Source organism: Mesorhizobium sp. M0676, assembly GCF_040320535.1.
Lineage (GTDB): Bacteria > Pseudomonadota > Alphaproteobacteria > Rhizobiales > Rhizobiaceae > Mesorhizobium.
Genome location: NZ_JAMYPU010000025.1, coordinates 76,431 through 95,491, shown reverse-complemented (window position 1 = coordinate 95,491; position 19,061 = coordinate 76,431). Strand labels below are relative to the sequence as shown.

General features: G+C 59.6%; 24 protein-coding genes. 13 read left to right on the top strand and 11 right to left on the bottom strand.

Features of this window, described 5'->3' with window-relative positions; all coding sequences use genetic code 11:
- Window positions 1–13 precede the first annotated feature (13 nt).
- The 4 genes from NKI35_RS24275 to NKI35_RS24260 all read left to right on the top strand — a co-directional run bounded on the left by NKI35_RS24275 (window position 14) and on the right by NKI35_RS24260 (window position 5,796).
- Entirely contained in the window at window positions 14–2,059 is a 2,046-nt protein-coding gene (locus NKI35_RS24275) for a beta strand repeat-containing protein (RefSeq protein ID WP_352741649.1), read from the top strand.
- A gap of 200 nt (window positions 2,060–2,259) precedes the next feature.
- Complete coding sequence (locus NKI35_RS24270; RefSeq protein ID WP_352741646.1) at window positions 2,260–3,933, top strand: type I secretion system permease/ATPase; 1,674 nt, start codon at window positions 2,260–2,262, stop codon at window positions 3,931–3,933.
- 19 nt (window positions 3,934–3,952) lie between these two features.
- Complete coding sequence (locus NKI35_RS24265; RefSeq protein ID WP_352741645.1) at window positions 3,953–5,290, top strand: HlyD family type I secretion periplasmic adaptor subunit; 1,338 nt, start codon at window positions 3,953–3,955, stop codon at window positions 5,288–5,290.
- A gap of 287 nt (window positions 5,291–5,577) precedes the next feature.
- Window positions 5,578–5,796 carry a conjugal transfer protein TraD gene (locus NKI35_RS24260; RefSeq protein WP_352741644.1) on the top strand — a complete coding sequence of 73 codons (219 nt, stop codon included), beginning with the start codon at window positions 5,578–5,580 and terminating at the stop codon, window positions 5,794–5,796.
- Window positions 5,797–5,873: 77 nt separating this feature from the next.
- Here the strand turns inward: NKI35_RS24260 and NKI35_RS24255 are convergent, their stop codons facing one another.
- From NKI35_RS24255 to NKI35_RS24225, 7 genes are all read right to left on the bottom strand, one after another.
- A complete protein-coding gene (locus NKI35_RS24255; protein ID WP_352741643.1) occupies window positions 5,874–6,308 on the bottom strand; it encodes an AIPR family protein in 435 nt (144 codons plus the stop codon).
- A gap of 7 nt (window positions 6,309–6,315) precedes the next feature.
- Window positions 6,316–6,819: a TadE/TadG family type IV pilus assembly protein gene (locus tag NKI35_RS24250; RefSeq protein ID WP_352741642.1), complete on the bottom strand. Its 504-nt coding sequence runs from the start codon at window positions 6,817–6,819 to the stop codon at window positions 6,316–6,318.
- A gap of 293 nt (window positions 6,820–7,112) precedes the next feature.
- Window positions 7,113–7,355 carry a TadE/TadG family type IV pilus assembly protein gene (locus NKI35_RS24245; RefSeq protein ID WP_023706912.1) on the bottom strand — a complete coding sequence of 81 codons (243 nt, stop codon included), beginning with the start codon at window positions 7,353–7,355 and terminating at the stop codon, window positions 7,113–7,115.
- A gap of 5 nt (window positions 7,356–7,360) precedes the next feature.
- Window positions 7,361–7,909, bottom strand: coding sequence for a hypothetical protein (locus NKI35_RS24240; RefSeq protein ID WP_352741641.1), 549 nt, complete (start codon window positions 7,907–7,909; stop codon window positions 7,361–7,363).
- A gap of 280 nt (window positions 7,910–8,189) precedes the next feature.
- Window positions 8,190–8,765, bottom strand: coding sequence for a pilus assembly protein TadG-related protein (locus tag NKI35_RS24235; RefSeq protein WP_352741640.1), 576 nt, complete (start codon window positions 8,763–8,765; stop codon window positions 8,190–8,192).
- Between the two features lie 119 nt (window positions 8,766–8,884).
- Window positions 8,885–9,184 carry a hypothetical protein gene (locus NKI35_RS24230; RefSeq protein ID WP_352741639.1) on the bottom strand — a complete coding sequence of 100 codons (300 nt, stop codon included), beginning with the start codon at window positions 9,182–9,184 and terminating at the stop codon, window positions 8,885–8,887.
- Entirely contained in the window at window positions 9,171–10,106 is a 936-nt protein-coding gene (locus NKI35_RS24225; protein ID WP_352741638.1) for a type II and III secretion system protein family protein, read from the bottom strand. Before NKI35_RS24225 ends, NKI35_RS24230 begins: the two co-directional genes overlap by 14 nt.
- Before the next feature lie 777 nt (window positions 10,107–10,883).
- Between NKI35_RS24225 and NKI35_RS24220 the strand changes: the two genes are divergently transcribed.
- The gene (locus tag NKI35_RS24220) at window positions 10,884–11,099 is read left to right on the top strand and encodes a hypothetical protein (protein ID WP_352741637.1); all 216 of its coding nucleotides are present in this window, start codon (window positions 10,884–10,886) and stop codon (window positions 11,097–11,099) included.
- 305 nt (window positions 11,100–11,404) lie between these two features.
- Here the strand turns inward: NKI35_RS24220 and NKI35_RS24215 are convergent, their stop codons facing one another.
- Complete coding sequence (locus NKI35_RS24215) at window positions 11,405–11,644, bottom strand: exopolysaccharide production repressor protein (protein ID WP_023680991.1); 240 nt, start codon at window positions 11,642–11,644, stop codon at window positions 11,405–11,407.
- 294 nt (window positions 11,645–11,938) lie between these two features.
- Between NKI35_RS24215 and NKI35_RS24210 the strand changes: the two genes are divergently transcribed.
- Complete coding sequence (locus NKI35_RS24210; RefSeq protein WP_023738765.1) at window positions 11,939–12,124, top strand: hypothetical protein; 186 nt, start codon at window positions 11,939–11,941, stop codon at window positions 12,122–12,124.
- A gap of 190 nt (window positions 12,125–12,314) precedes the next feature.
- On the opposite strand, the gene NKI35_RS24205 is transcribed toward NKI35_RS24210, so the two are convergent.
- On the bottom strand, window positions 12,315–12,449 hold the full coding sequence (locus NKI35_RS24205) for a DUF768 domain-containing protein (RefSeq protein WP_023680989.1): 135 nt from the start codon (window positions 12,447–12,449) through the stop codon (window positions 12,315–12,317).
- Between the two features lie 707 nt (window positions 12,450–13,156).
- On the opposite strand from NKI35_RS24205, the gene NKI35_RS24200 reads away from it, so the two are divergent.
- Window positions 13,157–13,540, top strand: a complete 384-nt coding sequence (locus NKI35_RS24200; protein ID WP_352741636.1) for a hypothetical protein — start codon at window positions 13,157–13,159, stop codon at window positions 13,538–13,540.
- Window positions 13,541–13,968: 428 nt separating this feature from the next.
- Here NKI35_RS24200 and NKI35_RS24195 read toward each other — a convergent pair whose 3' ends face one another.
- On the bottom strand, window positions 13,969–14,550 hold the full coding sequence (locus tag NKI35_RS24195) for a hypothetical protein (RefSeq protein WP_352741635.1): 582 nt from the start codon (window positions 14,548–14,550) through the stop codon (window positions 13,969–13,971).
- A gap of 511 nt (window positions 14,551–15,061) precedes the next feature.
- On the opposite strand from NKI35_RS24195, the gene NKI35_RS24190 reads away from it, so the two are divergent.
- The gene (locus NKI35_RS24190; RefSeq protein WP_352741634.1) at window positions 15,062–15,322 is read left to right on the top strand and encodes a hypothetical protein; all 261 of its coding nucleotides are present in this window, start codon (window positions 15,062–15,064) and stop codon (window positions 15,320–15,322) included.
- A gap of 125 nt (window positions 15,323–15,447) precedes the next feature.
- On the opposite strand, the gene NKI35_RS24185 is transcribed toward NKI35_RS24190, so the two are convergent.
- Window positions 15,448–15,645 (bottom strand): hypothetical protein, encoded by a 198-nt coding sequence (locus NKI35_RS24185; RefSeq protein ID WP_352741633.1) that lies wholly within the window; start codon window positions 15,643–15,645, stop codon window positions 15,448–15,450.
- An 86-nt stretch (window positions 15,646–15,731) separates the two neighbouring features.
- Here NKI35_RS24185 and NKI35_RS24180 point away from each other — a divergent pair, with 86 nt between their 5' ends.
- From NKI35_RS24180 to NKI35_RS24160, 5 genes are all read left to right on the top strand, one after another.
- A complete protein-coding gene (locus NKI35_RS24180; RefSeq protein ID WP_352741632.1) occupies window positions 15,732–16,073 on the top strand; it encodes a hypothetical protein in 342 nt (113 codons plus the stop codon).
- 54 nt (window positions 16,074–16,127) lie between these two features.
- On the top strand, window positions 16,128–16,331 hold the full coding sequence (locus NKI35_RS24175) for a hypothetical protein (protein ID WP_023738756.1): 204 nt from the start codon (window positions 16,128–16,130) through the stop codon (window positions 16,329–16,331).
- 989 nt (window positions 16,332–17,320) lie between these two features.
- Window positions 17,321–17,704, top strand: a complete 384-nt coding sequence (locus NKI35_RS24170; protein WP_352741631.1) for a hypothetical protein — start codon at window positions 17,321–17,323, stop codon at window positions 17,702–17,704.
- A gap of 241 nt (window positions 17,705–17,945) precedes the next feature.
- Window positions 17,946–18,422 (top strand): Hsp20 family protein, encoded by a 477-nt coding sequence (locus NKI35_RS24165; RefSeq protein WP_352741630.1) that lies wholly within the window; start codon window positions 17,946–17,948, stop codon window positions 18,420–18,422.
- Between the two features lie 73 nt (window positions 18,423–18,495).
- Window positions 18,496–19,005 (top strand): Hsp20/alpha crystallin family protein, encoded by a 510-nt coding sequence (locus NKI35_RS24160; RefSeq protein ID WP_023696160.1) that lies wholly within the window; start codon window positions 18,496–18,498, stop codon window positions 19,003–19,005.
- The last annotated feature ends 56 nt before the right edge of the window (window positions 19,006–19,061 follow it).

Here is a 19,061-nt window from a genome sequence, read left to right as displayed (position 1 = left end):
CAACCCGAGCGTCATCGTCAACATCGTCGACGGCGCGCTCAGCGACACCGACAACAACTCGAACGTCACCTTCACCTTCTCGGAGGCGCCAGGCGCCAGCTTCACGGTAGGCGACATCACGCCGACGAATGGCACGATCACCGGCTTCACACAGGATACCGCGACCACTTACCACGCCACCTTCACGGCGACCGACGGGGTTTCTGCGACGGGGTCAGTATCGGTGGCGGCTGGCAGCTACACCGACCCTGCCGGCAACACCGGCGCTGCCGGCTCCGACACGGTCACCATCGATACCGGCGGCGATACCACAAAACCGTTCGTCGTATCACCAGCCACCGTCACTAAGGCACCCACAAATAACGATAGAACTGTTGTTCTCACGTTCAGTGAAGCTTTGACAGCAGGTACATTTACCGCCGCAGATTTGCAGGTCGTAGGTGGAACGATTTTCTCAGTGACTGCGAACGCCACCCAAACCCAATTTACAGTAGTTGTGACAGGCGTGGGCAACTCCGGCTCGGGAACTCACTCGATTACGGTACTCGCAAACGGCTATACCGACGTTGCCGGAAACCCAGGCCTAGGCTCAAATGCAATTCCCATAAATAATCCCGGAAACCAAAGCTTTCCCGCCGGCGTCTCCGGCGAGCCCATCAATCTCGCCCTGACCGATCCGTCACAGCAAGGCGCGCTCATCACCGTCACAGTGAAGGACGTGCCTTCGGGCTGGAGCATCGATGGCGCAACCGACAACGCCGACGGCAGCTGGACGGTTGTGACCAGCGACCTGCACGGCCTGACCGTCACCACGCCGGCCAGTTTCACCGGGGCAGCCGTGCTCGACGTCCAGATGACCTGGATCAACGTCGACGGCACCGTGGGCACCGCGTCGGTTGCCGACAATGTCGAGGCCTACGCTCCGGGCTCGCCGATCTTTGCCTGGTCCGGCGACGACGTGCTGACCGGCTCCAGCGGAAACGATCTCTTCGTCTTCTCGCAGCCGATCGGCAACGACACGGTGCACAGCTTCGACGCTGCGGCCGACCAGATCGACCTCATCGGGTACAACGGATTGGCAAGCTTCGCCGACGTCCAGGCGCATATGGTCGACGACGCCAACGGCAACGCGGTGATAGCGCTCGGCGACGGGCAGTCGATCACGCTTGATGGCGTGCACTCAAGCGCACTCACCGGAAGTAATTTCGTCTTCGACCAGACGCCGGTGGTCAACAATTCAGGCACCATGACGATCGGCGACGGCGCTCTGCTGCCGCTGAGCGGCATTATCAACAACAGCGGCCTCATCACGCTCGACTCGATGGGCGGCGATACGCTGCTGCAGGTCATCCAGCATGGCGTGACCCTGCAGGGTGGCGGGCAGATCCTGCTGTCCGACAGCACCGCCAACGTCATCTCCGGCACGGGGCCGGGCGTCACCCTGGTCAATGTCGACAACACGATCTCGGGGGCCGGCCAGCTGGGCGGCGGGATGCTCAGCCTCGACAACAGCGGCACCATCATCGCCACCGGCTCGAATGCGCTGGTCATCGACACCGGAGGCAGCGTCGTCGTCAATTCGGGAACGCTGGAGGCAACCGGCTCCGGCGGCCTTACGATCACCGGCGGGCTGGCGAATTCCGGCATGATCTGGGCCAATGGCGGTAACATTGACATCAACGGCCAGGTCACCGGTGACGGCGATGCCACGATCGGCAACCTGTCGAAGCTGGAGTTCGGCGCGGCCTCTTCAACCGACGTCACGTTCGCGGCGAATGCCGCCGGCACATTGCAGCTGGACGATTCCTTCGATTTCAGCGGAAGCATCGCCGGCATCACCAATGACGACAAGGTGAACCTCGAAGACATCCTGTTCGGCACCGGAACGTCCGCTGCCTATCAGGCGGACCTCGACGGCACCGGAGGAACGTTGACCGTCACGGACGGCACGCACAACGCCACGCTCCACCTGCTCGGCGTCTACGATGCCCACAGCTTCACACTTGCCGACGACGGCACCGGCAGCACGGTGGTGCAAGTGAGCGACTTTGTGATGTGAACCAAAAGGAGAGCCGCGCGGATAGGCGCGGCTCTCCTCATGCTGCCGGTTCCTGATTCAGCTTACGAATTAAGGTTTACGGCAGGAAGAGGAAGGGATCACGTGGCCGGTTGGACGATCAGGAGTAGTATCGGTTCCGGGCGTGGACAGGGGGGCGGTTTTCCGCTGGGTATTTGAGTCTCGACAACAAATCCAAGATTGTGAAGGACGCGCTTCGCGCATGCCGCCGCTATTTTCTCGTTGCGGCGGCATTCAGCCTGGCGATCAATCTGCTCTATCTCGCGTCCCCACTTTACATGCTGCAGATCTACGACCGGGTCGTCACCAGCGGCAGCGAAACCACGCTGGTGATGCTGACCCTTGTGTTGCTGGCGGCCTTCCTTTCGCTGGCCGGCCTCGATCTGGTGCGCGCCTCCATCCTGACGCGTGCCAGCGCGCGGCTCGACCGGTTGCTCTCGGCAAAAGTCCTCGCCGCGTCGGTCGAAACCCCATCGCCGGGCTCCTCGCAAAGCCAGCCGATCCGCGATTTCGATACGTTCAGGCAGGTGATCACCGGCAGCGGCATCCATGCCCTGTTCGACCTGCCATGGTCACCCATCTACATCGGCATCATCTTCCTGCTGCATCCGTGGCTCGGTTTCTTCGCGCTGGGCTGCTCGCTGCTCTTGATCGCCATGGCCGTGCTCAACGAGTATCTCGTGCGTTCGCCGCTGAAGCAGGCCAACGACCTGGCGACGACCAACTACAACTTTACCGAAATGAGCCTCAGAAACTCGGAAGTCGTTCGCGCCATGGGGATGATCGACGGTCTCATCCGCCGCTGGGGGCGCGACCGCAACTTGGCGCTGCGGCGCCAAGCGGAGGCAAGCGATCGCGCCGCCCTGATGTCCGGCCTGATCCGGTTCCTGCGGCTCACCATGCAGTCGCTGATCCTCGGCCTCGGCGCCTATCTGGTGATCGAGCGGCAGATCACCGGCGGCACCATGTTTGCGGCGAGCCTCCTGCTGGGCCGGGGGCTACAGCCGGTCGAGCAGATCGTCGGCCTTTGGCGCAGCCTGATCCTGGCCCGGGCGGCGTTGGCAAGGGTCGAGAAGCTGGTCGACGGGGGGGCGCTCAACGAAAGATCTTTCAACCTGCCGAAGCCCACCGGCAAGATTTCGGTCGAGCAGGTCAGCTTTGCAATTGCCAGCCAGCAGAAAGTGCTTCTCCGAGACGTATCATTCCGGCTGGACGCAGGCGAGGCGCTGGGAATCGTCGGCCCTTCCGGCGCCGGCAAGTCGACGCTGGCGCGTCATCTCGCGGGCGTCATGCAACCCAGCCGCGGCACCGTCAGGCTGGACGGGGCCGACCTGTCGCAGTGGGGGCACGACGCGCTCGGCGACCACATCGGCTACCTGCCGCAGGATATCGAACTCTTCGCCGATACGGTCGCCGCCAACATCGGCCGCTTCAAGACCAATGTCGACCAGGAGGTGATAGCCGCCGCGCTGCTCGCCGGCGTTCACGAGATGATCATTCGGCTGCCGCAGGGCTACGAGACCCAGATCGGCGAAGGCGGCGCAGTGCTGTCGGGAGGATATCGGCAGCGGATTGCTCTTGCTCGTGCGGTATTCGGGACGCCGAACCTGATCATTCTCGACGAGCCGAGCTCCAATCTCGACGCCGATGGCGACCGCGCGCTGAGCGAGTGCGCGATCGAGCTCAAGCGCCGCGGCAGCACAGTTATCATCGTCTCGCACCGGCCTTCGACCTTGGCCAATGTCGACAAAATCCTTCTGTTGCGCGATGGCGCCGTCGAGGCCTTCGGCATGAGAAACGAGATCGTGGCGCTGCTCAACCAGCGCGCGGCTCCAATGGCGGTGGCAACCCAATGAGCTGTGGCCGGAGAGATCGATGAGCGACGGCGCCCTCACCTACCGGAACCTGTCCGGCGAAACCGGTATCCTGGCCCCGGATTCGATCCGGGTGCCGGCCTGTGTCGGCCTGCTGATCATCATTGCCTTCTTCGCCATCTTCGGCGGCTGGGCGGCTTTTGCTCCGCTGAACGGCGCCGTGCTCGCCGACGCTGTCGTCAAGGTGGAAGGTAATCGCAAAAGCGTACAGCACTTCGACGGCGGCACGGTGAAGGAGATCCGCGTCAAGGATGGCGACATCGTCAAGGCAGGCGATGTGCTGGTGGTGCTCGACGACACGCACGCCCGTTCCGAATTCAACCTCTATTCGCAGCAATATGCGTTGTTGCGCGCTACCGATGCCCGCATTCGTGCGGAGCTCGACGGCCATGAGGCAGTCGCCTTTCCGAAGGACATCACCGCTGAGCACCAGGCCTATCTGCAGGACGCGATGGCCAACCAAATTGCCGACCTCGGGAGCCAGCGCGCCTCGATGGCCGGTGCCAAGCAGATCCTGCAGAAACGGATAGCCGAACTCGACGAGCAGATCGATGGAAAGCAGGCGCGCGTCGAATCTTTTCGTGCGCAGCTCAAGTCGACGATTGACGAAAAGGCAGGCCTCAACAAGTTGCTGAAGGCCGGCCTGACAACGCGCACGCGTGTCCTGGAGCTCGACCGCTCCGCCTCCGACCTGCAGGGCCTGATCGACCAGACTCTCGGCGATATAGCCGGAAACCGCCAGAGTAAGGCCGAGCTTGAAAGCCAGATTGCGCAGCTCACCAACGAGCGCCGCGCAAAACTCTCAACCATGCTGATCGACGCCCAGTCCAACCTCGCCGACCTGGTACCGAAAATGTTCGCCGCGCAAGCCACGGTCGACCGCGCCGAAGTGCGGGCGCCCTATGACGGCCAGGTGATGAATCTCACCGTTTTCTCGACCGGCGCGATCGTCGCCCCCGGCCAGACCATCCTGGACATCGTGCCGACTAGGAATTCGTTGATCGTTCAGGCGCAGGTGAAGGTCGAGGACATATCCAGCCTGCGCGCCGACATGACGGCCGAGGTCCGCTTCACGTCCTACAAGCAGCGTTCGATACCGGTCATTCATGGACGGGTCACCCGCATTTCGGCGGATCGCGTCACCGACAGCAAGACCGGGCTTCCCTACTATCTTGCCGACGTAGCGGTCGATCCCGCGGAATTGGCCGCGGCCCCACAGATTGCGCTTTATCCGGGCATGCCGGCGTCAGTCATGATCGTCACCGAGGAACGCACCGCACTGGACTACATTTTAGGCCCGCTGGCTGTGTCGTTCCACTCCGCGTTTCGCCAGAAGTAGCGAGCTTCGCGCCCAACATATTCGCGTTTATTCAATTTGCGGACGCGGTCCAAGGTAGGTGGCGAGACCCATCTTATTCGATGGTCTGCGCCATCTCCAAGGCGGCCCAACCCATCCGGGAGCTTATTTCGATTTCTGGCGATTACGGTTGGGGTAGTTCCATGTTGCACGAACTTTCCGGCTCTCTGTCGCTTAAATCCTTTCTTTCCGGGCATGTCTCGGCCCATTCCTTGCTGTCCCTGCAACATGGCTGCAACACAAATTAATATGTTTGTTCGTGTATGTTCGTGCAAAAATCCATCGCATTACCGATCGGCCTCCTCGTCAAGGCAGGCATCGTTAATCTGACCAACTACGATCGCGCTGCCAACTACGGCGCGATGCTCTGGATGACCGCGAAGGTCCAGAGCCCAGAAGGCGAGCAAGCACAACGATTATGGACTGAGAAGGGTAGCCAGGCGTTCGATGCTGAACGGCGTGACGAGCGGATGGGACGGCGAACTTAGCCAGAGTTAGCGCGAGCAGCGGCCGGCACGAAGCCCGAACAGCAGACTTCTCCGGTGCGCCAGCGCCGACGCCGCAGTCAAACGCCTGCGCAGGAAGCTTTCGTCGCTACCGCGCGCACGTTCCTAGAACCAGCGTAACTGACGTTGCATACCGCCCGCCGGGGGCGCCCAGATCGACCCGAAAGCTCCTGCATCCGTCGGTGGAAGGGATGATTGGACGAGAAGTCGGCCATGTCGACCTTGTTCTGATTGTTGGCCGACTGGGAGATGCGCGGCGCGATCTCCTCGATGTCACCATCGTCCAGAATCTCGACAATCTTGACAGGCACTTGGAGGCGGCTCGCGTCCACATCGTCCTTGCGCCACGCGCGGAAGATCGAACCGGTCGTCTGGCCGCCGTTGACGATCCGGAAGTCGTCGGCTGCCAGGAGATCTGCCGTGCCATCGCCATGATCCAGAATGCGAAGACCGGTCGCCGTGACAGCCAGGCCATTGTCGAACGCGAGGAACATCTGAGGCTCATCGATGGATCGTTTTCCGGATGACTTGATTCACCTTGCCCTTGAGCTGAAGGAAACTGCGGACGTTCCGCTCGAGCAGCCTGGGGCCATGTAGCCGGTACATCTCGACCAGCAGATTGCCCGGCATCATTGTGAGAAGGCAGCCGTATCCGCTGTTCGGCTGGCTGGCGATGACACATCTGAGCAAAGCGCCCAGCTCGCGGAAGTCCACATGGATCGCTCTTCGATCGCCCGGCCAATGCGATCCGCATCGCCGCCGGACAGGCATCGGGGAAGAGCTAAAGACGGTGCTGGTCGAGAGCTTGACTAGGTACCAATGAAGGGGGACTTCACGATTTTCGCACCCTATCCCACTCGCGACCGGCGTCGAAACCTGCGCCAGTATGGCGCCCATCTGTACGGCCTTGTTGCCCGCGTTCCATTGGTACAAGAGATAGCCAAAGTCGACAAAGCCGAGCAGCAGCGTCAGCAGCAACGGCATGGCAACGGCCATTTCAACCATTGTAGCGCGCGGACTGATCCGCGCCGAATTTTGTCTTAGCCGTCACCATCCGAAGACTCGCTCCTGATGCGACACGATTATTGTGAGAGCCCGGAAGCCCAGATAGCTCCAAAGCCCTAGATCGCTGTATGGGAATGAAGTGCTGACCTCTACGACATCCAATGTGCTTGTGCTGCTGAGGTATAGTTCGGTGCCAGTGGAGACATCGACCGCGTCAGCGAAACTCTTGGTGACCGTGACCTGTCCATTGGTCCAGCCTTTTACCCTCGCGATGCTGCCGGTCACAGTGCCATTTACAGCCAGGTTCGTTCCCAGGGTAACGCATTGGCCCAGTTGCTGTCGTTACAGCGGGCCACGTAACGCGCGCCGTCCTCTACACCAGCCTCGAGCAGAAGGCGCGTGTTCAGGATGTTGGACAATTCGAACACACCCGCCGACAAAAGCAGCATTAAGGGTACGATGAGCGCCACCTCGACCAGTGCAGCGCCGTTCTCGTCGCCTCTGAAACGCCGGGTGATTTGCCTAAGCCTGATCATCTGCTCTACCGGTAGAGCTGGGCTTCATTGCGCTGAAGCTTCTTCAGCGTATTCTGACCGACGACCGTGCTGATGTCCTCGGTCTCGCCGTAAATGTCGGCGTTGGGCACACCGCCCGCCGGCTCGGTTACGAACACGTTGGCAAAAGCCTGCACTGGCAAAGTCTGCCCACCACCTTGGACTGTGTTGGCCACGCAGTCGATGATTGCCACGTAAAGCAGTCTTCTGTCGGCACCCTGCGTCGTCGTGTTGCACTGAGGGGCAGTCGCCTCCTGCCCGCTCTTCAGGGCGGGATTGGCAATTTCAAACTTGTAGACACAGTATCCGCTGGGATTTGCGCCGCACGAGGTAATCACCCCGGCAGTGCTGGCGCTCCCATGGTTGACGGTCCAGTAACCTGCGAAGTCCCAGCTGCCATCGCCCAGCACGCCTGCCTGCGAACAACTGCCCGACGTAAAGCAATTGTCCCGGGGAAGCGCCTTATAATTGTTCGCCTGCCCGCTGTTGGGCGCATCATAGCTGCAGTTTGACTTGCCGGCATTCTTCACAACCATGCCTTTGCGGACATTGGGCGCCGGCGGGTTAGGTGTGGGATCGGTCTTATATGGCCCGCCATTGTCGTAAATGTCGAAACGGGTGTTGATTCCGGCATTTACTGGAGGAATGTTGCCCGGGCGGGTTTTTACGCCGTTCTGACTATAGCAGGCAAGGCGGGCTGGTCACCGCGAACATTTCAGTAAGCGTGGCCGTCGATTTGTCGCCCTGCGGCGATGACAAGAACCCATAGTTGCCGGGACCATATTGTGCGCTGGAGCCGCCGGTCTGCTCCTTCAGTCAAATCATCGGCTTAGTGGTTCCCGACACGGCTGTCTGGAGAGCGCCGATAGACGTATAGGGATTGCAAATGAACATCGGTGTCAATTGACACAGGGCGTTGTTAAACCGTGCCACCGCCTGCGTCTGCCGGTTCATGGTGTCATTGCTTCCGACAAAACTCGCCGGGAAGATTGTAGCAAACGCGATGGAGTTGACGGTTACCTCAGCGAATCTCGCCGCCTTCGGATCTGTGGTGCTCCAGTTAACGCCGTTTTCGTCCACGCCGGCGGCGTTGAGCCCGATGCTGTCACTGGCGGGAATGCCGGACAGGTAGGTGACGGTCAGGTCGGCGGGAACCAGCTTGTGATAGTCAGCGGTAGAAAATTTCGTGGCATTTGTCTTCAGAAGATTGTCGCGAGCCCGGTTGGCCCTGGTAATAGCGTCCGTATTGCCATCCAGCTCGGCCGCTGCCGCCAGCGCAAATGCATCGGCGCCTTTCTGCATATCGTTGTGAAGACTATTGGCCCGGCTCATGTCGATCGCCAGCAATGCTAAGCCAATCAGCACAGGCAGCATGATTGCGACAAGGATCATCGCTACGCCGCGTTGATCGTTCCAGAACGCCCTAATGGTCCCCACATGACCTTACTCTCTAGCTTCCTTGCACCCTGGCCCCTCGTCCCGCCCGGCGCATCGCGACCGCATCCTTCTGTTCAATTTGCTCCGTTGGTCACACCCGACCCGCCGACATTGACCGTTATCGCAGGCGTTGGCGGTGGTGGCGGTGGAAATTTGTAGCCCTGGGCAACAGCGGCAGCCCGCGTGCCGTCGCCTTCGATATGCGTGTTCTTCGCGTTCGGATTGAACGGATCGACCGTCTGCGCCAGCGAATTGAATTTTTGTGTGTCGCCGGCGGCGAGCGTCACTGAATCGTAGTGGTTCAGATAGTCGGCGGCGCAGCCCGAAAGCGCACCGGCGCACAGAATGAGGATGAAGGCGCTATTTCTTGACATAGAGCATCTTGTCCTTCGATTTGAAGTCGAGCATGTGGCCATAGGGGCCGGTGACGCCTTCACCATGTTCGTATTTGCGGATCATGTCCTTGTTCACCTCGAGCTGACCGAGCACGAAGAACTCCGGATCGTTGGCGGGGCGCGTCTTGTCGAACGGCGTCGCCAGCTGCTCGCCGGGCTTCACCGGCCGCACGATGTGCGGCGTGACGATGACGACCAGTTCGGTCTCTTCCTTCTGGTTGCTCGAATTGCGGAACAGCGTCCCGATCACCGGCACCTGGCCGAGCCACGGCACCTGGTTCTGCAGCTTGGTGGTCTTGCTCGACAGCAGCCCGCCGACCGCGAAGCTCTGGCCGTCGCGCAATTCGACAACGGTTGCCAGCTTGCGGTTGGTGAAGATCGGATCGCCGGCGGTGGTGAAGCCGGTCAGGTCGCTCACCTCCGGCGCCAGCTTCATATGGATCTTGCCGTCGTCGAGTACGACGGGCGTGAACAGCAGATTAACGCCGAATTGCTTGTACGTGATGGTTACCTCGCCATCGGCGCCGACGACACGGATAGGCACTTCGCCGCCGGCGTTGAAGCTGGCCGGCTCACCGGACAGCGTGGTGAGATTGGGCTCAGCCAGCGTGCGCACAGCCCCCTTGGCCTCAAGCGCTTCGATGATCAGGTCGACCTTGATGTTGCTGTCGATAACCCGGGTGATCAGCGCCGCGAAGGGATTGGTGTTCGACAGCAGGCCGGTGATCAGGCTGCCGGGCCCCAGCACCACATCATCTTCGTCGACGGCAGCAACGCGCGTGCCTGTACGGGTCGTGCCGCTGCGATTTGTGCTCTCGATCGACACACCGAGGTCGCGGCCAGCATTGCGCTTGGCTTCCAGCACGCGGACCTCGAGATTGACCTGCTGGCTATCATCCACAATGACGGAATTGATGATGCGTCGGGACCTTCCTATGCTTGTGAATCTTCCTCTTGTCGCCGTTGCTCCCTTGCCGATTGGGTGGGTCATCGAGCCGAGCAGAAGGCGCTGTTGAAGGCAACGGACGAGTTGAGCGAGTCACCAGACGACGTGCTCGGCGACATCGGGATTTCCCGTGACGACATCACGACGTTTGCGTTCCGCAGCCCGGCGTCGAGACGTAGGGGCTGAGCAATAAAAAGCCCGCCACCGTGAGGCAGCGGGTTCTCTTTCGGAAACGATGAGCTGCCTTTTACGGCCGGCCTTCATGGGGCGGGGTTGCGGATGCCTCTGGCCGGACATTCGACGTCATTGAAGCGAGGCACTCTTCCAGACGTTCCAGCCGCGCCTTCTGGCATCGCAGTGTGTGCGCGACGTCATGCAGCCTGGATTTACCCTGAGAGTTGGCGGCAGCGATCAAGTCTATTTGTAGCCGACTGATCTCGCTCCGCAGATCGCGAGCGTCAGCTTCCATCAGACCCCTGATCCATCCAGCCCCGCGCATTCCAGCACACCATCCACCGAGCCCTGCGTCGCACGATAGCAGCGAGTTTGCTAACAACCATGACATGAACCTTCTCGAATTTTATGCATTGCTAATATATAAAAAGCCCGCCACCGTCAGGCATCCGGGCAGTTTTTGCCCGTTCGGATCGATCTGTGAGGTTTGTCACAGACGCACCGACGTATCGGCGTAGGCTACGTGCAGTTTCCTGCAGGGGTAAAGGGAGTGGTCCGATGCTTGTGAACCTTCCTATGCTTGTGAATCTTCCTCTTGTCGCAGTTGGTCCCCTTGCCGATTGGGTCCGTCATCGAGCCGAGCAGAACGCGCTGTTGAAGGCAACGGACGAGTTGAGCGCGTCACCAGACGACATGCTCGGCGACATCGGGATTTCCCGTGACGAGATCACGACGTTTGCGTTCCGCAGCCCGGCGTCAAGACGTTGGGGCTGAGCAACAAAAAGCCCGCCACCGTGAGGCTGCGAGCCACATTATTCGAGAATTAAACTTGGATCGTTCCAGGTTCTGCAGCGCGGGAAGCGCCAGCTAATGGTTTGCGGATGACCGCCTCCAAACATAGCGAGCACAACGCACCCGTCCTCCAGTTCCGCGTCTGGATCAATGATAAGGCTTTCAGCCCGAAGCTCGGGGTAGGTGTCTGTCACCGCAAACACGTTGTAGGCCCACTTGCTGGCGGCACTGCGAGGCAAAACTGCTGCCCCAGGGCCACGTGACCGTGCCGAGACGGTCGCGGGCTATCAGATGCCGTCGAGGTTCTCTTGAGCCGCGACCGAAATTCGACTAGTCGAGTCAGCCGCTTCCGATGATCGCCAGTATATCAAGCAAACGACCAGCCCGGCGTACCCGACTTGCAGAACGATCAGCGCAAGGACCGCACAGCCGAGCGCGGTCCAAATTGAACCGGCTTCGATGTAGGTCCAGATCGCCACAATGATCGCAGTGGCAGACATGCCGACCAGAAACTGTGGAAAATACATTCCTCACGCATTTCATTAATTTAGCGATTGCGCAATTAGCTGATTCTAAAATATCGCTGCAGCATGATGTCGCATCGGTTAGCGCTACCCATCCATAGAAATGGCCGCTGCAGTCTTTGGTGTGGGGGCCGCACCGGCCACCGCGCGGGAAGATACAGCCCCCGCGCTGCCTAAGATATAATCATATTAGCGATCACGCAATTAACCGTGTAGGCGCTCCCAAGCCGAAACTCAGGGAATCCCTCTTGAAGGCTCAAACGAGAGGACAAGCTAATACCGTTGAGAGGCGCGGGCATGGACGACGGTATGGGCGAGCATCTTGGGGTTTTCGACCTTGACGCTTTGCGCAAGGCTTTCCTCGAGTTCGTAGAAGAGCATAAAACCACGGATCATCCTGAGTGGGGCGAACTCGCCAAGCTGTTCCTCGAAAAACAACGAGAGCGGGACCAAGAACCGGACCCTACCCAGCCGGAGGGGTGAACGCACCAGCGCTGTGTGACCGGACCGGCGCAGAAGCCATGACCAGAACAAACCGGGGATTCACGGATTCGCGGTTTCGATCTACATTTGCTCTGAGATGGCATTGGCCTGGCGCTGGCCGGTTAGGTAAGCGAGCCCCCTTGTCAGGCAGTCCGGCATGTAGGACATGACTGGCACGTCGGGGAAGCCTTCAGGCTAAGTCCACCCTTTCGGCGCCACGACGATTCACTTCGATAATCAATTCGAAGACGCTTTCAAGCTCGCCGTTGATCTCGTCGGCAGGAATGCCGGCCTTCTCGGCAGCTGTCATCAACTGGTCTTTCAAGTCGCCAACCGAGATGGGGTCTCCACAATGGGCAGTTGTTCGGCTACCCACTTATCGAGAAACTTCAGGCCACGGACGCTCATTTGTTAGCAACTCTCCGCACCCGCCCGCGGCCGAGTGACACCCGATCGCATAAGCGTGACGATTCCCTCCTATGACTTCGGCATTCGGTTGTCGATTCGACTTCGAAGGCCGTGATCGGCCAGCATATGGAATTAGTCGGCCCGGTCACGCGCATCGACGGCGACAAGGTAACCGTCAGCCTCCGGCCACTGGTGACTGTCGACGCCGAGCACGTGCGCGTTGTTGAGAGCCATGTGGAGGTCGCCACTGCGAAAAAAGCCGATTGTTGACAAAGCCTAACGGCGACTGCTTCAGGAGATCAAAGGCCTCGTCGCAGGGGCAGCCGCCGGAAAGAATGGGATTCGGGCCGCTCTGGATAATTATGCGGTTCCCGAGCCAGCACGGCGACAAGTACCGAGCAGTCGAGTTCCTCGTTGAATGAAAAGTGCGGGTCGGCCTCTGGCAAGATCTGAGCCAAGCGGAGCGATTTCAACCTGGCTGTCTTGGCGGCACGTTCTGTGCATTCAACCTCATTGATCCCTTTCGCGGACCGCACTGCACCTCGACGTTCTCCCAGCCAACACATTTCCTGGTAGCCTCATTCTCACCTCCCCCCAACGCAAATTTCCACATTCGGATGAACCATGTCGCCCTTCATTCTGATGAAGCCCAAGCTCAAGCAGCGGACCAGATGGCCGCGATTGTGGGCTCGCACCGACCGGCGAGGTGATGCGAGCCCGGCCGAGTCTCGCGGGACCCTGGACAGGGACAGCGCCGAGTGGCTGGTGTCGGCGCTCCTCGAGTTCCTCATGGAAGGCAAACACCCAGAAACACCAAAGATGACTGTTGAACCGGCCGCTGACGCCGCCAGAGGCCCCGACCAAGTTCTAACCGCCATTTTTGAAGGCATAGCAGCAGCCTATCAAGCCACGCTCTATGAAAACAATGATCCTTCGGACAATTGCGCGACCTTTGCAGAGACGGCACTAGCGTCGCTGAAGTCGAGTGGCTTCAGAGTGGTGCGTTAAGCCACCTTTGCTGCCTGCACGTTTCGGGCGAACCGTGCAGGTTGCCCAATGGGGCGACAGTGGAACAAACAGGGGATTCACATTTCCGGAGTTCCGATCTAGAATCATTCCATGGAAACGGTGTTTGATGATATCGCCAACGCCCTCAGAGAGCCCCGCTCAGACGTGTGGCGCCCAGTCCGCGCTTTGCCCTCGATCTTCCCGCCAAGCTGTTCCTTGGCCTCGCTGTGGGCCTAGGCGTTGGCTTTGGAATGGCGCGGCTGGTTAGCTATCTCGCTGCGGCCGGCTGAAGTGCGACAGCAGCAAAATCTGCCGTTGAGTTTCCGGAAAACGTAGCAGTCTCTGATTCAGCGGAGGTCGAACTTGTTGATGCATGGATGCCAAGGAAATCCTTTCACAAAGGGCACTAAAATCTTCGGTGACATTGCTCAGGGAGCCGGAGGTGGTGCCGGAAGCGATGAGCGAGATAAAAGCGATGCCATCGGCTGGAATGGTGATGGTAGCCTGTCGCCGCTTTTTGCAGCTGTGGCGGCAGGTATCTCAGAAGCTCCAACCACTCTGTAAATCTGCGCCGTGACAGACGGGTTGCCGCCATCAAGAGTGAACCCAATGTTGGTCGACGTTGTGTTTTCCAATATGTCGCCGCTGCCGGCTGATATGAACCAGATCTCGGAATTGGCGCTTGAGGGCACATCATGACTGCGCACCAGGCGCCTTGCCGGAAGGTCGCCGACAGTGACGGTATCCAGCGTCCGCAACTCCCCGAAAAATTTCCATGAGACTTCGAGCCAGATATCCCGACCGGCAGCAACAGCACCAAGGTTTTTCGAGGGCGCCTTAACCGTCGGGCCAGGGACGAGCCCCCCAGTATTGAAGGCCGAGACAGCCGAGACCATGATCGGTGACGAGCGCCGTAAATTCTGACAGCCAATGATCGCCGCCGTGATCGCCAACGCCGCCAGGACAAGGGCAATCGCTATCCAGACAACTGACCGGCGTCGATTTCGCATCGTTGCCCCAACCCTAGGGGAAATAGCAACGTATTAGCAACTGCTTGTATTTCTCGTGAACCAGGATCATTCTTGCCGCACGGAGGCCACCAGTAACGATGGAAAAGGGGAACGTCATGGAATCCGTTTGCTACGCCGAAAGCTCGATCTGTTTGCTGTCGCTCTTAGTCAATACCACCATGGCGCTTATTGTTTTGACGCCATTCGCAGCGACGCGCCTGCTGGTGTTGAGGATGCGCGCGGACTCGGGCCGAAACCTTCAACTAGCTTAAGGCGCCGTGGGCAAACCACGTTACCGAGGCGCAGATCATGCGATTGGTTCTGTTGATCCTTGCCGCTGTCGCCGTGTTCTACATCTGGGACAACGTGGCACACAAGGGCTGTACACTGCCTAGATTGAACGCAGCGTGGGTCTAGTCGCAGGCTTCAAACTCATAAACTCGCGCAGCGCGATTGGTTGCACATCAAGGCCAGAAGGTTGCCGCAGCCATAGACTGCACCGATGTGGGCCATGAAATCGGCAATGACGGTGGCCCTATCGGGTGCGCTCGGCACCGTCGAGAACGTTGCAACCTCAAAAAATGTTGCCGTCGAGATAGCCGCCAACCGATTTGCCGAGGCACATCTTGCGCGTCGTCAAATCGTTGATGGTATTACCCGACGCCACGGACGCCTCGGTGCCGCCGCCATTGACGGAGACATAGAGGTTCCCGCCTTCGTGGCGACGAATTCCGAGGTCGGTCTCGGGAGCTTCAGTGCTGATCTGAAGTAAGCGGCGCTGGCCGTTTTCGAGGGCGAGATATCTTGGCAGCGATGTTCATTGCCATTATGTCCATCGGAAATGCGATGCGTCCCGTCGCGTTTGTCACGTGTGCCGAAAACATTCCCGCATAGCCGCTACGTCGGCTTTCCATTTGCCGCCGACGGACCGGCCGAAACCTTTCCGATCTTCTGGCCGAGAGCCTCGGCGGCAACCGCCGTCTCGACCCAATCTCCAGAACTCCGATCCTCGAACTCCGTTTCGATCTCAGCGACGAGCGCCGCTATTTGCTCGAGTTGGCGTCTGATCGCAGCGAGTTTGCGCACGGTGCTCATGGGCACGTCTCGATCGATGCCGGAACCAAAGTCGTTGAGCAAAGTTTCCTTACCGAAGGGCGTTTTAGGTTTTTGGAGAACTCGAAATGAAGACCATCATCCTTGGCGCATTGGCGCTTTGCTTGGCTGCGCCTGCGGTCGCGTCCGCAGAAGAAGGCATCGTCGTCCAGACCCAGCGACATCACCACCGCCATTATTGGGACGACAACAATAACGACCGTGTGGTCATCTATCGGAACGGACACCGTCTCCATCGCCGCCATCATGGCGAGCAGGCATTTTACGACAATGGCGAGCGCGCCTGGCGCCGGCATCATCACCGGTCCAGCGACTTTGTGGTCACCGGATCGATCAACCGTCCGATGCATCACCGCCGTCACGTCGTCATTCAGCAGGACGACAACGGCGATTATGACACCGACTATTGATCGCAGCCTAACGGCCCGGCCTTCGACGAGAGCCGGGCACCGGAGGGATTCGCCATGACGATGCTGTTTCAACCATTGGACTTGGACGGTCACAAGCGCAGCGAGCTTTACCATGCGGCGCGGTTGTCGATGCTCCAATGTCGTGTGTTGACGCGCTTCGATCGGGTCGAAGAGGCTGCCGATAAGGTGCAAGCAGCGGCTGAGTTGTTCGCTGAGGCGGCTCGACCTGTCGGAAGCACTCAAACGCTCGGTATGTGAGCGCGAAGTCGGCGGCGGAACCGGCAGGCGGCAACGCGCGTTGCCTTTGCATGGTCGACTATCTCAATCGGTACTGAAGGAACTGTGTCCTGCCTGGCTCATGCGGAAGGCGGACGTCGTAGACGTTCGCCCTGTTGAGCAGCAGCCAGCCATAAGCGATCTAATAGGTGCGGCGCCGCCGACGCGATATCATGGGCCGGTGCGGTCCGAGCCTCCCGACCACAGGCTTAACGAGTCCATAAGCAAGCGCAATTCGGGCTGACCCGCGACGCAGAAAGTTCGAAAAGCTTCCAGGAACCCCAGGCAAACTGGACGACGCAAACGACGCAAACTGGACGCCGCAGACAACAATCAGGTTGACGGACATCCTGCTGAGCATTCGCATTGGAGCGGATAGTATCGTCGGCAAAAGAGGGTCCGAAAACGCCTTTCGGCAGCTCCCTCGTAGGAACGAAAAAAGAAGAGAAGCGGAACTTGCGTGTGCGGTACTTGCACACGAACCCTCATAAATATCTCATTTTATTAATCTATCTTCCCCATCATCATCGGGGCCACGGCCACTCTATGCTCTTGATTTTTCAGCATCTGTTTAACATCAGAACCTTAGAACCTACCGCACACGCTGCGTCAGCGAGACCTTCCTGCAACGCGACGTTGCGCGGCGCCAGGGCACCGACACCAAGTCGATCGCAGTGAGACGCCGAAGCCCTGTTAGCGCGCCTGAAGCCTTCGGCGAACTCATCGACCTTCATATCGACGACATGTGCGATGTAGGCAAGTCCCCTCGCCGCTCCAAGGCCGCAGCCCTCGCTATGCTCCGCCACCCTCGATCGCGAACGGCTCGTTCGCTCCGGTCGTGGTCGAGCCGCCCAGGGTGCCGGACGATGACTCTCGGTATCGACATCACCTAGGGAAAGTCGTTGAGCGTCGTTCCTGGATGATCTGCCTGGTCGTGATCGACAGCCGCTGGCGAGAGCCGCCAAACACGCATGAGATTGTCTGAAGCGGAGGACCATCCATGGAAGGACCCATTTCGAGCTATTTTGCATCGATTGAACCCGTGGGCCCCTGACGTTTTTCTGGACCGCTTGCTGCATCCGGCGCGGCATTTCAAACATCCCCACGACGTTTTGGCCGATGTTGCCCTGGACGCTCAGGAGAAGCGCGCCATTCTTTCGTCATGGGCATCGGATGCCTGCGCCGTAGAATCCGTGCCAGCGCTTCGCATGCTGCCGCGAGCGGGTGAACCGGTCACCTTCGACACGATCATGGATGCGTTGCAACAGTTGGATCAATCGGATGAGCGTGCCGGTCCTGACTGCAGTGACAGCGCGGCAGTGGCCGCGTTCGTACCATTCGTCGATCGGATTTAAGGGCGACGTCGTTGTTCTTGCACCATGGACCCGTCGGCGAGTGACCCCGCCGGCGGAAGGGGTGGCATTGGTGCGTTCGCCCAGATTGCCGATGAAAATTTTCCTATTCTTGCTCTTGAAGGTGTAAGTCGCGATTCTAAATTGATGGTCGCCGGCAGCCTAATGGGGCCGGCAACACCAGGAGGCGGCAAGGCTCTTGGGCGCCTTCTGTTGTCCATGTTGCTCAAAGGAGGATGTGGCTATGAAGACAAACCTCGATTTTACCCCTCTATACCGGTCCAGCATCGGCTTCGACCGCATGGTCGACATGCTTGAAAGTGCGAGCCGTGTGGCCTCGTTCGACAACTGGCCGCCCTACGATATCGCCAAGGTTGATGATGATCAGTATCGCATCACGATGGCGGTCGCCGGTTTCCCGCAGGACCAGCTGACCGTCACCCACCAGCCCAACATGCTGGTTGTGAGCGGGTCGCAATCCGGCGATGAGAACGGCCAGTATCTCTACGGCGGCATCAACGGCCGCGCTTTCGAGCGTCGATTCGAACTGGCCGATCATGTCAAAGTCGGGGGCGCCAGCCTTGAGAACGGGCTGCTGAGCATCGATCTCAAGCGCGAGGTTCCCGAGGAGATGAAACCGCGCAAGATCGAAATCTCCAGCGGGGCTCCCATGCCGAAGATCGAGGCGCCCAAGGTCGAGACCGACAAGCTGGCCGCCTGAGCAATCCACCATGAGGCTTTCGCTTGAGCCGGGCGGCCCGCCCGGCTCAGAGACCTACGAAAGGAGAAAGACAATGAGCGTACGTGACTTGATCCCATGGGGCCGGGGCAACGGAAACTCGGCGCCCAGTCTCTTCCCTGATGGAGATCGAGACCCCTTCGTCTCCCTCCACCGGGAGGTAAACCGGCTGTTCGATGACGCCTTCCGCAGCTTTGGCGCCAGACTGCCGGCCTTTGGTCCCTCTTTCGCCGCCAGTTGGCCGAGTGTCGAAATCTCCGACACGGACAAAGAAGTCCGCGTCACGGCGGAAATACCTGGCCTGGACGAGAGCGACATAGAAGTCCTGCTGGAAAATGGGGCGCTCAAGCTTAAAGGCGAGAAGCGTTCCGAGACCGAGGACAAGGACCGGCAGTTCTCCGAGCGCTTCTACGGTCGCTTCGAGCGCCTCATTCCGCTCGGCTACGAGGTTGAAGAAGACAAGGTCAACGCCGCCTTCAAGAACGGGGTGCTGACCGTGACGTTGCCCAAGACCGAGCGGGCACAGGCGAAGGCCAAGCGGATCGCAATCAACGGGAAGAACTGACGCATGCAGTATGGGTGGCGGCCCTTACGGCCGCTGCCCGTGCGACCCTTCATAAC